This window comes from Vibrio sp. 10N.286.49.B3, from assembly GCF_002873395.1.
GTDB lineage: Bacteria > Pseudomonadota > Gammaproteobacteria > Enterobacterales > Vibrionaceae > Vibrio.
Genome location: NZ_MCUV01000033.1, coordinates 1 through 13842 on the forward strand (window position 1 = coordinate 1; position 13842 = coordinate 13842).

A 13842-nucleotide genomic window follows, 5' to 3' on the forward strand; every position below is an offset into this window, starting at 1 on the left:
ATATAAGATCTTTATATAGATCTTTTATTACTGTTATTATTAGGATCGGACGTTTCTGTGGATAACTGATAAATGATCAACGAGATCATGGATCTTTATTAGATCAAATCTTGTGATCTAGCTTGGATCAAGCAGAGGATTAGCTGGGATCAAAATGGCTACTTATCCACAGAGGAATTTAGCCTTTTATTTATCCATGGGATAACTATAGGTTAATCACTGGGTTTAAGGGTACTTATCCACATACTGTTTGCTGGTTTTTTAATCAAATGGTTGCTGCTATTTCGAGAAAGTTATACACAATTCAGAATTTGAAGCGAAAAAAAAGACGACCGAGGCCGTCTTTTTTCTTTAGGTAGTGGCTTAAAGTTGGCTTATATAGTCATTAAACCAAGCTTCTGAAGCATCTTCTGGGACAGAATGTTCTAGTACATCTATCGTAAAACAGTCACTAATTGGTGTTGCACCGATATCCAGTAACAGCTCATGGGCATGCTTTCCTGCCGCACAAAAAGTATCATAGCTTGAATCACCAATAGCGATAACTGCAAACTTTACCGCGGCCATTTTAGGTGGTGTTTGTTGTAATTGAGTAATAAAAGGCTGGATATTATCCGGGTAATCGCCAGCGCCATGAGTTGAGGTCACAACGAGCCATACTCCTTGATTAGGGATGTCTGCAAGCTCTGGTTGGTTGTGTATTGTCGTTTCTCTGCCTTGTTCTATCAGCAAGTCGCTAAGGTGATCACCGACATACTCAGCGCTACCTAGTGTACTTCCTGTAATAATATGAATCATAGCCACTCCTCTTTGATGGATTATGCCCGTTGATAGTTATGCTATTTGCTATCAAAAAAAAGCGACCATCAAGGCCGCTTATTGTATTTGAAACTATTTACCAATACAGAATGAAGAGAAGATACGCCCGAGTAAGTCATCAGAGCTAAACTCACCAGTAATTTCATTAAGGTGCTGTTGGCTGATTCTAAGCTCTTCTGCCAGAATTTCTCCTGCCATATAACCTTCTAACTGCTCTTGGCCAATAGTAAGGTGCTGAGCGGCTCTCTCAAGAGCATCTAAGTGGCGACGACGAGCCATAAAGCCGCCTTCAGTGTTGCCAGCAAAGCCCATACACTCTTTTAAGTGCTCACGTAAACTATCCACACCCTGACCGGTCTTTGCAGACAGGCGAATGAGGGTAGGATCGTTAACATGACAGATACCAAGATCTTCTTTGGTTTGATCCACTTTATTTCGGATCACTGTCATACCAATATTTTCTGGCAGGCGATCAACGAAATCAGGCCAAATGTCATGCGGTGTCGTGGCTTCTGTTGTCGTACCATCAACCATAAATAGCACTCGATCAGCTTGGCTGATCTCTTCCCATGCTCTTTCGATACCAATTCTTTCTACTTCATCAGAGGCTTCACGCAGACCTGCTGTATCAATAATGTGTAGTGGCATGCCATCAATATGAATGTGTTCACGTAAAACATCACGTGTTGTACCAGCAATATCGGTCACAATGGCAGAATCTTTACCTGATAGCGCATTGAGTAAGCTCGATTTACCGGCATTAGGGCGACCAGCGATAACCACTTTCATACCTTCACGCATAATCGACCCTTGATTCGCTTCTTGGCGAACGGCTGCAAGGTTATCGATAATGGTTTGAAGATCGCTACTGACCTTACCGTCAGCTAAGAAATCGATCTCTTCTTCTGGGAAATCAATGGCAGCTTCCACATAGATGCGTAGGTGGATCAGTGAATCGACAAGCGTGTTAATGCGCTTAGAGAACTCGCCTTGTAAAGATTGTAGGGCTGACTTTGCCGCTTCTTCTGAGCTTGCATCAATTAAATCGGCAATCGCTTCAGCTTGTGTTAAGTCCATTTTATCATTTAGAAACGCGCGCTCTGAGAATTCACCTGGTTTTGCAGCTCTTACGCCTTCAATCATTAAGATACGCTTAATCAGCATATCCATAACCACAGGACCGCCGTGTCCTTGCAGTTCTAGTACGTCTTCACCAGTAAAAGAGTGAGGGTTTGGAAAGAATAGGGCGATGCCCTGATCAAGTTCACGTCCATCTTGTGCTTTAAACGGTAAGTACTCGGCATAACGAGGCTTTAGCTCGCGACCTGTTACTTCAATTGCAACTTGAGTAGCCTTAGGGCCAGATACGCGAATAATGCCAACGCCACCACGTCCTGGGGCTGTTGCTTGCGCGACAATAGTGTCGGTTGTCATAAGAGAGTCTCTATTCATGTAGGGTGGCACTCACGAAAAACCGCCGTGGAGCGACACATATAATAAAAAGGATATGGATTGAATTGTAATCAGCAACAAATAAAAAGGCGACCTAAAAGGCCGCCTTTCTGATTTTATTTTTTGCTGCTATCTAAGCGTTACTTAGTGTGCAGGCCTTTCTTTTCAAGACCACGATAAATCAGAGTTTGCTGAATTAGCGTTACTACGTTCGATACTAACCAGTATAGAACTAGGCCTGAAGGGAAGAACAAGAAGAAGAACGTGAACATAATTGGCATGAAGGTCATGATCTTCTGCTGCATTGGATCCGTTACTGTCGTCGGGCTCATCTTCTGGATTAGGAACATACTTGCACCCATCAGAAGTGGCAAGATGTAGTACGGGTCTTGCGCTGAAAGGTCAGTAATCCAACCAAAGAATGGTGAGTGACGTAGTTCAACGGACTCCATTAATGCCCAGTACAGTGAAATGAAGATAGGCATCTGTAGCAAGATAGGTAAACAACCACCTAGTGGGTTCACTTTTTCTTTCTTGTACAGTTCCATCATTTCTTGGCTCATGCGCTGACGGTCATCGCCAATACGCTCACGCATTGCTGTCAACTTAGGTTGTAGCATGCGCATTTTAGCCATTGAGGTGTACTGTGCCTTCGTTAGTGGGTACATAGCACCACGAACGATGAAAGTTAGTACGACGATCGCTAGACCCCAGTTAATTACGACGCTTTGAATCATCGATAGTAACCAGTGAAGTGGCTTAGCAATGAACCATAACCAACCGTAGTCAACTACTAGGTCTAGGTGCGGTGCCGTTTCAGCCATTTCATTTTGAAGCTTAGGACCTGCCCATAATGTCGCTTCAAATTTAGCACTTGCGCCATCAGCAATGGTTTTGTTTGGCATGCGAACACCAATATCACCCGTATTGTTAATTACGCGAGTGTATAGGTTTGTGCCAGGTTCGTTGCGTGGAATCCATGCAGCTGCGAAGTAGTGTTGGATCATTGCAGCCCAACCTTGTCCATCATGTAGAGTGATAGATAGGTTGCGATCTTTCATATCGCTGAAGCTGTATTTTTTGTAACGCTCTTTCTCAGTCGAGAATGCACCACCACGGTAAGTTGGCATCGTTAGACTACCGCCTTTATCCATGACAGTTTGACGAAGGTGAGCATACATACCAAAGGTAGCATTGTTGCCTGAGTTGTTAACTACATCGTACTCAACATCAATCGCGTAGTTACCGCGTTTTAAAATGTAAGTTTTTGTGTATGTCAGGCCATTTGCTGCATATGTCATTGGAATTCGTAATTCATCTTGACCATCAGCTAGAGTAAAGCTGTCTGCAGAAACGTGATAATTAGGACGGTGAGTACTGCTTAAATCGATTCCCTGAGGACCAACAAGACCACTTTGAGCAATAAATTGGTGACCTTGAGTGTTCTTCAATAATTCGAAGCGCGCTTCAGATTCATACTCTGCAGCGTACTTATTAAGGTCAGCGGCAACTACATCACCACCAGCAGTGTCAATTGACAACGTTAGTACGTCGGTCATCACACTGATTGTCTTAGCAGATACAGGCTGGCTAGGTACAGGATCGTGACCATCATTTAAAGATGGTGCAGGAAGGGTGCTGCTTGATTGTGCCTGTTCAATCGCTTGTGGTGCTGGATTCTTAGCTACATTCCATTGTTGAAATAGTAAAAAAGAAACCAGTGCCAATGCGATTAATAGGATATTACGTTGAGAATCCATCGTTATTAATCTCTGTCTTGGTTTTGGACTGGTGGGACGGGGTCATAGCCGCCTTCATTCATAGGGTGGCATTTTAATAGACGTTTGCCTGATAACCAACTCCCTTTTACAAAACCGTGAGCTTTCAACGCTTCTAGAGCATAAGAAGAGCACGTTGGAGTAAATCGACAACGAGGTCCAAGTAAAGGGCTTATTGTCCATCGGTAAAGATAGACTAGCCCAATAGCTAACCGCGCGAGGGGCGAGACAGGCGATGCCATAACTTATCTAACAGCTTGAACATTTCTTCATTGCTTAAATCTTGCGCACTCTTCTTCGCGATGACAACAAAATCTTTATTAGGAAGTTGATGTTGGTGGTTACGAAAACTTTCACGGCACAGACGTTTGAATCGATTACGACCCGGCGCTGTTTTGATTTGTTTTTTCGGAACGGCTAATCCAAGACGAGGATGAGAAAGCGAGTTATTACGGGCAATGATGGTGAAATGGGGGGAGCCTGCTCGATGAGCTTGCTTGAAGACATTTTGATAATGCTCGGGAGTTAACAAGCGTAACTCCCGATTGAACGCGAACGTTTTCAAAATAAATTAATAATTATTTTGAAAGGCGCGCACGGCCTTTTGCACGACGTGCATTGATAACCTTACGGCCGTTCTTAGTTGCCATGCGTGCACGGAAGCCGTGAGTACGCTTGCGCTTTAGAACTGTAGGTTGAAAAGTGCGTTTAGACATGTGTAATTACCTTACTGATCAGTAGTTTTTAGGTTTTGTTAAACCCGGCGTGGGTATAATATCTTTTCTTTATTAAGAAAGGAAATCCGACGCCTCTCAACAAAGAGGCGGAATTGTAATCACTGACTGACAAAGAGTCAATAATTGGTTCAACGTTAATTCCGGTCGACGAATTATACGTTTTGTGAGCAATAGCGCAATGATCTTATTGGATCTAATGCTTATTTAAAAACTTAATTAACCTTAAGTCTTTGGGATTGTTGAATATTTCATCTGGTGTGCCTTGCTCAATAATGTGCCCTTCAGCCATGAAGATCACTTTACTAGCGACTTCTTTAGCAAATTGCATTTCATGCGTAACCACTAACATTGTTTGATGTTGATTGGCTAATTTCTTCATTAAGCTTAGAACTTCGCCAACCCATTCAGGGTCAAGCGCCGATGTTGGCTCATCAAAAAGCAATAATTCTGGCTGAAATGCCATCGCACGACCAATACCAACTCGCTGTTGTTGACCACCAGAAAGCGCGGCAGGATAGCTATCGGCTTTATCACCTAGTCCAATATCATCCAGAATTTGTTGGGCATGTTTTAGCGCTTGGTCTTTTTTCCAACCACGTACTGTAACTAAACCTTCTGCGATATTTTGTTTTGCTGTTAGGTGGTGAAACAGAGCATAATTTTGGAAAACAAAGCCCGTTTTGCGACGCAATGCTAGAACATCAGATTGGGCATATTTTTGGCTATCCACATGAGCATCATCAATCGTAATAGAGCCTTGATCGGCTTGCTCTAAGAAGTTAACGCAGCGTAATAATGTCGATTTACCTGTGCCACTTGAGCCGATAATGACAACAATCTCACCCTGTTGGATATCTAAATTAATGCCTTTTAATACTTCAGTATCGCCAAAGCTTTTATGAATATTGTCTAATTTAATCATCGTAAGTAGGCCTTATTGAGTTTGTTTTCTGCCCAGATTTGAATGCGAGTTAAGATAAGAACGACGCCCCAATAGATTAATGCGACGGCCAAGAAGGCTTCAAAAAAGCGAAAACTGGATGAAGCTTCCATCTGTGCTTTTGCCATTATCTCTGCAACGCCTAAGGTAAAAGCCAGTGACGTTGATTTAATCATATCAATGAAGTAGTTCATTAACGAAGGCAGTGCAACGCGCGTGGCTTGCGGCAAAATAATACGACGCATGGCCTGGGGAGTGGTCATCCCAACCGATAAGCTCGCCTCCATTTGGCTGCGGTCAACACCAATGATGGCAGCGCGGATAGTCTCAGCCATATAAGCAGCAAAGTGAAGCGTTAAGCCAATAACTGCCGCTTGGAAAGCATCTAAACCAATGAATATAGGGAATATTTGAGGTAGACCGTAATATAAAAGGAACAGCTGTACCAGTAGCGGAGTGCCACGGAAAAAGCTGATATACAATTGACTTAGTTGATCAAGAACCGGGATCTTAAAGACACGAATGTTAGCCAGAATCAGGCTTAAAATGAGAGAGAATATTAACCCCCAGATAGCCATTTCCATTGTTGTGCCTAAATATTTGAACAATATTGGTAGTAACTCCAACATGTATTGAACATCGAATCCCATAAGTTTTTCCAGATAATAGAAATGAAAAAAGGCGGAATTAAGCTTCCACCTTAGTTTGAAAAATGTGGTATGACGGATTATTGAGTGATATCAGCGTCAAACCATTTTTGTGAAATTTTAGCTAATGTGCCATCACTGCGCATGTCAGATAACGCTTTATTGACTTCAGCTTGTAGCTTTGCCCCTTTGTCATTGTTAACAAATGGCCATGCACTGGCAGTTTGTTCAAACGGTTCACCCACTAATTTTAGCGGTAGACCGGTTTTTTTGACAAGCTCAAGTGTTGATAAACGATCCATAACAAAGGCATCCGCTCGACCGAGTGCCACATCGTGCTCAATACCCGTATCGTAAGTTTTGATATTGATCTTATTGTCTTTATCGTGTTTACGTAACAGTTGCTCAAAGTTAGAGCCTAAGTTAACCGCGACAGTTTTACCGGCTAAATCTTCAATGCCTTTAATACTGTTATTATTTTTACGTACCGTGATCGTTGCGCCATCAATCACATAAGGATCGGCAAACAGATATTTAGCTTCACGCTCAGCGGTAACCGAAATTTGATTACTGATCGTATCAATACGCCCCGTTTCTAAAAGGCCAAATAAACCGGAAAAACTGGCAGTAACGTACTCAACGTTATACTTATTACGACGACCAATCTCATCCCATAAATCGACTTCAAAGCCTTGTAATTTATCTTGTTTTACAAAAGTAAATGGGAAATATCGTCCAGACATGCCAACTTTTACATCAGTAGCAGCGTGTGCTACTTGAGTTAGAGAGGCAGTCAGTGCGATTGTAGCGACAATGCCCTTAATCCAGTTTTTCATCATACAGCTCCTTATTGATATAGGCAGAGATGTTACTAGCAAACTTATCAGTAGAATAAATAACTAGATGTTATTAATCATAACTGAAAGTTGTACCTTGCTGCTTTTACACCAATTTTAGGACTTTTTACCCACATACGTTTTTTGGGGATAAGTCGAGAAGATCGGCAAAATGTGGATCAATGTGTGAGTAAAACGAGATATTTTGTGGGGATCAAACGTATATCTACAGAATAAATGTGAATAACTTCGATCTTATTCACTTGATCCTCGATCAAGTGCTGGAGATCTGGCTTATCAACAGGTAAAATCCCTAACCATTTCAAATAAATTAAATAGGGTGAGGGCACTGTGTCATCTTCGCTTTGGTTGCAATGCATGCAACAGCTTCAAGAAGAGCTACCTGCTACAGAGTTCAATATGTGGGTTCGTCCGTTACAAGCGGAGCTCAATGACAATACTCTAACTCTATTTGCACCTAATCGCTTTGTGTTGGACTGGGTACGTGACAAGTACCTAAATAGCATCACACGATTACTGCAAGAATATTGTGGCAATGATATTCCCAACCTACGTTTTGAGGTTGGAAGTCGTTCTGTTGCTGCACCAAAACCTGCGCCAGCTCGAACTCAAGCTGATGTGGCTGCGTCATCATCTGCACCTGCACGTTTACAAGCGCGTCAACCGGTTCATAAAACCTGGGATGACGATGCCCAAGCACTCGCGGATATTAATCACCGTTCTAATGTGAATCCAAAGCATAAGTTCAATAACTTTGTCGAAGGTAAGTCGAACCAACTTGGTTTAGCGGCTGCGCGACAAGTGTCTGATAACCCTGGAACCGCTTATAACCCACTGTTTTTATATGGTGGTACCGGTTTAGGTAAGACACACTTATTGCATGCGGTAGGGAACGCGATTGTCGACAACAAGCCAAATGCGAAAGTTGTGTATATGCACTCTGAGCGTTTTGTGCAAGACATGGTGAAAGCACTACAAAATAACGCAATCGAAGAATTTAAACGCTATTACCGTAGTGTTGATGCATTGCTTATCGATGACATTCAATTCTTCGCTAATAAAGAGCGTTCTCAAGAAGAGTTTTTCCATACCTTTAACGCATTGCTTGAAGGTAACCAGCAAATCATCCTAACGTCGGATCGCTACCCAAGAGAAATTAATGGGGTAGAGGATCGTCTTAAGTCGCGTTTTGGTTGGGGTTTAACTGTGGCGATTGAGCCGCCAGAATTAGAAACGCGAGTGGCGATTTTAATGAAAAAGGCGGAAGACCATCAGATTCACCTTGCTGACGAAGTTGCGTTCTTTATTGCTAAGCGCCTACGTTCAAATGTACGTGAGCTTGAAGGTGCATTAAACCGCGTTATTGCTAATGCTAACTTTACCGGTCGCCCGATTACGATAGATTTTGTACGTGAAGCATTAAGAGACTTACTCGCACTGCAAGAAAAGCTGGTAACGATCGATAATATTCAAAAAACGGTCGCAGAATATTATAAAATAAAGATCGCGGATCTCTTATCCAAGCGTCGCTCTCGTTCCGTTGCTCGTCCTCGTCAATTGGCGATGGCACTGGCTAAAGAACTGACCAACCATAGCTTGCCTGAAATTGGTGATGCGTTTGGTGGTCGTGATCATACAACGGTATTGCATGCATGCCGTAAGATTGCTCAGCTACGCGAAGAGAGTCACGATATTAAAGAAGATTACTCGAACTTGATTCGTACGTTATCATCTTAATCCATTTACACTAGATCGCTTAGTTAAGAGTCAAATATGAAATTTACGATTGAACGTAGTCACCTATTAAAACCATTACAACAAGTGTCTGGTGCTTTAGGTGGTCGTCCTAGCTTACCTATCTTAGGTAATTTATTGCTTAAGGTTGAAGATAATCAGCTATCAATGACGGCAACGGACCTTGAAGTTGAGCTTATCAGCCGAGTAACCCTAGAAGGCGATTTTGAAGCGGGCGCTATCACGGTTCCTTCACGTAAGTTTTTAGACATTTGTCGTGGTTTGCCAGATGGCGCGATGATCACCTTCGTATTAGATGGTGATCGAGTACAACTACGCTCAGGTCGCAGCCGTTTCTCATTAGCGACTCTACCAGCGAATGATTTCCCTAATATTGAAGATTGGCAAAGTGATTTAGAAGTATCACTCACGCAAGCCGAGTTACGTGGTCTGATCGAAAAGACCCAATTTTCAATGGCAAACCAAGATGTACGTTACTACCTAAACGGTATGTTGTTTGAGATTTCAGGATCGACGTTACGCTCTGTTGCTACCGATGGTCACCGTATGGCGGTTGCTCAAGTAACACTTGCCGATGCAGACTTTGCTCAACAACAAATCATTGTGCCGCGTAAAGGGGTACAAGAGTTAGTGAAGTTACTCGACTCACCAGAGTTGCCAGTCACGCTACAAATTGGCGCATCAAACTTACGTGCTGAAGTGAATAACTTTGTCTTCACTTCTAAGTTGGTCGATGGTCGTTTCCCTGATTACCGTCGCGTATTGCCACAAAATACCAATAAAACGCTAGAGACAGGCTGTGATGAATTACGTCAGGCTTTTTCTCGTGCTGCGATTTTATCGAATGAAAAATTCCGTGGTGTACGAGTAAACCTTGCTGATAACGGTATGCGTATTACCGCAAATAACCCAGAGCAAGAAGAAGCAGAAGAGATGCTTGATGTTTCTTACGATGGTGGCGAACTCGAAATTGGCTTTAACGTAAGCTACATGCTGGATGTATTAAATACGCTACGCTGTGAACAAGTACGTATTTCGATGTCAGATGCGAATGCCAGTGCCTTGGTCGAAAATGCTCAAGATGACAGTGCCATGTATGTGGTGATGCCAATTCGTCTTTAAAGCAGAAGCCGATGCCTTTAACACGACTGATCGTGAAACAATTTCGAAATATTGAAGCCTGTGATATTGAACTATCATCAGGCTTTAACTTTCTTATAGGACCTAATGGCAGTGGCAAAACCAGTGTACTGGAAGCCATCTACCTACTCGGTCATGGACGCTCATTTAAGAGTTCATTAACCGGTCGTATCATCCAAAATGACCATAGCGAGCTGTTTGTTCACGGCCGTTTTATGACCGCTGATCAATTTGCACTACCTATTGGCATAAATAAACAGCGCGATGGTACAACAGAGGTTAAAATAGGCGGTCAATCTGGGCAGAAGTTAGCGCAACTTGCTCAGGTATTGCCATTACAATTGATCCACACTGAAGGGTTTGATTTACTAACGGAAGGGCCTAAATTCCGTCGATCTTTTATCGATTGGGGCGTTTTTCATAGTGAACCGAGTTTTTTCGATGCTTGGGGACGAGTGAAGCGTTTAAATAAGCAGCGTAACGCATTATTGAAAACGGCAACGAGTTACCATGAGTTGAGTTATTGGGATCAAGAGTTAGCGCAATTAGCCGAAAGTATCAGCGCTTGGCGAGCAAAGTATGTTGAGCAATTAAAGAAGGTTGCAGAAGACATTTGCCAGACGTTCTTACCAGAATGTGAGATTCAGGTTAGTTACTATCGTGGGTGGGATAAAAACACCGCCTATGCTGATATATTAAAAGATAATTTTGAACGAGATCAGCACTTAGGATACACCTTTAGTGGTCCCAATAAGGCTGATCTTAAGATAAAAGTGAATGGGACACCGGTTGATGATGTCCTATCACGTGGTCAACTTAAGTTAATGGTATGCGCTTTGCGAGTTGCACAGGGGCAGCATTTAACTCAAGTGACAGGTAAGCAATGCATCTACTTAATTGATGACTTTGCTTCTGAATTAGATAGCCAACGTCGAGAGCGTCTTGCTGATTGCTTGAAGAAGACGGGGGCTCAGGTTTTTATAAGCTCTATTACGGCTGCGCCCATTGCAGATATGCAAGATGAAAACAGTAAGATGTTTCATGTGGAACGTGGCAAAATAGAGCATGGTTAATAAGTGAGAGAGTAATTCATGTCAGATAATTACGATTCATCGAGTATTAAAGTACTAAAGGGTCTGGATGCTGTACGTAAGCGTCCAGGAATGTACATCGGCGACACGGATGATGGAACCGGTCTACACCACATGGTTTTTGAGGTGGTGGATAACTCAATCGATGAAGCGTTAGCTGGTCACTGTAATGACATCGTTGTAACCATCCATGAAGATAATTCGGTATCAGTAACCGATGATGGCCGTGGTATTCCTACCGATTTACACCCTGAAGAGAAAGTATCAGCAGCTGAAGTTATCATGACGGTACTGCACGCTGGTGGTAAGTTCGATGATAACTCGTACAAAGTATCTGGTGGTCTACACGGTGTTGGTGTTTCAGTAGTAAACGCACTATCTAAGCAAGTGACACTAACGATCAAGCGTGGCGGTAAAGTTCATACTCAAACGTATCATCACGGTGAGCCTCAAGCACCTCTTGCTGCTGTGGGTGAAACGGATGAAACGGGTACAGAGATTCGTTTTTGGCCAAGTGAAGATACCTTCACTAACGTTAAATTCCATTACGATATCCTAGCAAAGCGTCTACGTGAGCTGTCTTTCCTAAACTCTGGCGTATCAATCAAGCTGGTTGATGAGCGTGAAGAAGACAAAATGGATCACTTTATGTTTGAAGGCGGCATTCGTGCTTTCGTTGAACATCTAAATACCAACAAGACCCCAATTATTCAAAAAATCTTCCACTTTGATTTTGAGCGTGAAGATGGCATTACTGTTGAAGTGGCAATGCAATGGAATGATGGTTTCCAAGAGAACATCTTCTGTTTCACAAACAACATCCCTCAACGAGATGGTGGTACTCACTTAGCGGGTTTCCGTTCATCACTGACTCGTACCTTGAACTCGTTCATGGAAAAAGAAGGCTTCTCGAAAAAAGCCAATGCATCGACTTCTGGTGATGATGCTCGTGAAGGTCTAACCGCGGTTATTTCGGTAAAAGTGCCAGATCCTAAGTTCTCAAGCCAAACCAAAGACAAGTTGGTTTCATCGGAAGTTAAATCAGCCGTTGAAGCAGCAATGAATGAAAAACTGGCTGAGTTCCTAATTGAAAACCCAGGCGAAGCAAAAATTGTCTGCGGTAAAATTATCGATGCAGCTCGTGCACGTGAAGCGGCTCGTAAAGCGCGTGAAATGACACGTCGTAAAGGCGCATTAGATTTAGCGGGTCTTCCAGGTAAACTTGCAGATTGTCAGGAAAAGAACCCTGAACTTTCTGAACTATATATTGTGGAAGGAGACTCTGCTGGCGGTTCAGCTAAGCAGGGGCGTAACCGTAAAAACCAAGCGATTTTGCCACTTAAAGGTAAGATCCTAAACGTTGAAAAAGCACGTTTTGATAAAATGCTTTCTTCACAAGAAGTTGCGACGCTAATCACCGCTCTTGGCTGTGGTATTGGTCGTGATGAGTACAACCCAGACAAACTGCGTTACCACAACATCATCATCATGACCGATGCCGATGTCGATGGTTCTCACATCCGTACTCTGCTACTGACATTCTTCTACCGTCAAATGCCTGAGCTGATTGAACGTGGTTACATCTACATTGCTCAACCGCCACTTTACAAAGTGAAGAAAGGTAAGCAAGAGCAGTACATTAAAGATGAAGATGCGATGCAGCAATACCAAGTGGCTCTAGCGCTTGATAATGCCGCTCTGCACGTGAATGCGGATGCGCCTGCCTTAATGGGTGCAGCATTAGAGCAACTGGTTATTCAGTACAACAAGGGCATTAAGCTGATTGGTCGTATGAGCCGTCGCTACCCACAAGCATTAGTGAATGAGCTAATCTACACGCCTCGCTTAACGGCTGAGCAGTGTCAAGATTTAGCGGCTGTTGAAGCTTGGGGCGAGCAGTTAGTGGTACAGCTAAATGCTAAAGAAGAAGGTGCAAGCCAATACAGCCTTGAAGTTGAGCAGCATGCTGAGCTAGGTGTTAATTTACCTAAGCTTGTCGTTCGTACTCACGGTGTTGTTCATGAGCACATTCTAAGCTTAGAGCTATTTAACTCGAAAGAGTACGCTCGTCTAGCGGATTTATCAGAAGCTCTTGATGGTCTTATTGAAGAGGGTGCTTTTGTTAAACGTGGCGAACGTGTTCAACCGGTATCTAACTTCGTAGAGGCGCTGAACTGGTTAATTAAAGAGTCTCGTCGTGGTTTAAGCCTACAACGATACAAAGGTCTAGGTGAGATGAACCCTGATCAATTGTGGGAAACGACAATGGATCCAGAAACTCGCCGCATGATGCAAGTTCGCATTGAAGATGCAGTAAGCGCCGATCAACTGTTCACGACACTAATGGGTGATCACGTAGAACCTCGTCGTAACTTCATTGAAGATAACGCACTAAAAGTATCGAACTTGGACGTGTAGTCAAATCGACCTTTAATCGGTCTTTTTGTTGATTGAATGAAAAACACCACCTTGTCATGAGGTGGTGTTTTTTTATCTCTGTATTACGGTCATCGCGAATGAACAATATGGGTGCGATGGAGCAGACATTAATGGGCATGGATGCCCATTACTAAGCGAACAGGGATGTCTTGAGCGGTCTGCGGAATCGTATCCATATTGGTTAGCT

The 13842-nt window shown here is 43.0% G+C and carries 13 protein-coding genes; 4 read left to right on the forward strand and 9 right to left on the reverse strand.

The genetic code is table 11. From position 1 onward, the window contains the following. Window positions 1–363: 363 nt before the first annotated feature. The 9 genes from mioC to BCU68_RS11680 form a co-directional block, all read right to left on the reverse strand. Window positions 364–798: an FMN-binding protein MioC gene (mioC, locus tag BCU68_RS11640; RefSeq protein WP_102564912.1), complete on the reverse strand. Its 435-nt coding sequence runs from the start codon at window positions 796–798 to the stop codon at window positions 364–366. 93 nt (window positions 799–891) lie between these two features. Next, window positions 892–2253, reverse strand: a complete 1362-nt coding sequence (mnmE, locus tag BCU68_RS11645) for a tRNA uridine-5-carboxymethylaminomethyl(34) synthesis GTPase MnmE (RefSeq protein WP_102564913.1) — start codon at window positions 2251–2253, stop codon at window positions 892–894. 158 nt (window positions 2254–2411) lie between these two features. Further along, window positions 2412–4031 carry a membrane protein insertase YidC gene (gene yidC, locus BCU68_RS11650; RefSeq protein ID WP_102564914.1) on the reverse strand — a complete coding sequence of 540 codons (1620 nt, stop codon included), beginning with the start codon at window positions 4029–4031 and terminating at the stop codon, window positions 2412–2414. Between the two features lie 5 nt (window positions 4032–4036). Further along, complete coding sequence (gene yidD, locus BCU68_RS11655; RefSeq protein ID WP_102564915.1) at window positions 4037–4291, reverse strand: membrane protein insertion efficiency factor YidD; 255 nt, start codon at window positions 4289–4291, stop codon at window positions 4037–4039. Then, window positions 4258–4581 (reverse strand): ribonuclease P protein component, encoded by a 324-nt coding sequence (gene rnpA / locus BCU68_RS11660; RefSeq protein ID WP_241901365.1) that lies wholly within the window; start codon window positions 4579–4581, stop codon window positions 4258–4260. The genes yidD and rnpA overlap by 34 nt, the downstream gene beginning before the upstream one ends. A 46-nt stretch (window positions 4582–4627) precedes the next feature. Beyond that, complete coding sequence (rpmH, locus tag BCU68_RS11665) at window positions 4628–4765, reverse strand: 50S ribosomal protein L34 (protein WP_010319951.1); 138 nt, start codon at window positions 4763–4765, stop codon at window positions 4628–4630. 214 nt (window positions 4766–4979) lie between these two features. Next, a complete protein-coding gene (locus tag BCU68_RS11670; RefSeq protein ID WP_102564917.1) occupies window positions 4980–5708 on the reverse strand; it encodes an amino acid ABC transporter ATP-binding protein in 729 nt (242 codons plus the stop codon). Next, window positions 5705–6376, reverse strand: coding sequence for an amino acid ABC transporter permease (locus tag BCU68_RS11675; protein WP_102564918.1), 672 nt, complete (start codon window positions 6374–6376; stop codon window positions 5705–5707). The genes BCU68_RS11670 and BCU68_RS11675 overlap by 4 nt, the downstream gene beginning before the upstream one ends. A gap of 77 nt (window positions 6377–6453) precedes the next feature. Then, a complete protein-coding gene (locus BCU68_RS11680; RefSeq protein WP_102564919.1) occupies window positions 6454–7209 on the reverse strand; it encodes an amino acid ABC transporter substrate-binding protein in 756 nt (251 codons plus the stop codon). Window positions 7210–7560: 351 nt separating this feature from the next. Between BCU68_RS11680 and dnaA the strand changes: the two genes are divergently transcribed. Genes dnaA through gyrB form a run of 4 tightly spaced genes read left to right on the forward strand, consistent with a single transcriptional unit; the run spans window position 7561 to window position 13634 of the window. Next, entirely contained in the window at window positions 7561–8967 is a 1407-nt protein-coding gene (dnaA, locus tag BCU68_RS11685; protein ID WP_102564920.1) for a chromosomal replication initiator protein DnaA, read from the forward strand. 36 nt (window positions 8968–9003) lie between these two features. Beyond that, window positions 9004–10107 carry a DNA polymerase III subunit beta gene (dnaN, locus tag BCU68_RS11690; RefSeq protein WP_102564921.1) on the forward strand — a complete coding sequence of 368 codons (1104 nt, stop codon included), beginning with the start codon at window positions 9004–9006 and terminating at the stop codon, window positions 10105–10107. Between the two features lie 11 nt (window positions 10108–10118). Then, window positions 10119–11198 carry a DNA replication/repair protein RecF gene (gene recF, locus BCU68_RS11695; protein ID WP_102564922.1) on the forward strand — a complete coding sequence of 360 codons (1080 nt, stop codon included), beginning with the start codon at window positions 10119–10121 and terminating at the stop codon, window positions 11196–11198. Window positions 11199–11216: 18 nt separating this feature from the next. Next, the gene (gene gyrB, locus BCU68_RS11700; protein WP_102564923.1) at window positions 11217–13634 is read left to right on the forward strand and encodes a DNA topoisomerase (ATP-hydrolyzing) subunit B; all 2418 of its coding nucleotides are present in this window, start codon (window positions 11217–11219) and stop codon (window positions 13632–13634) included. The last annotated feature ends 208 nt before the right edge of the window (window positions 13635–13842 follow it).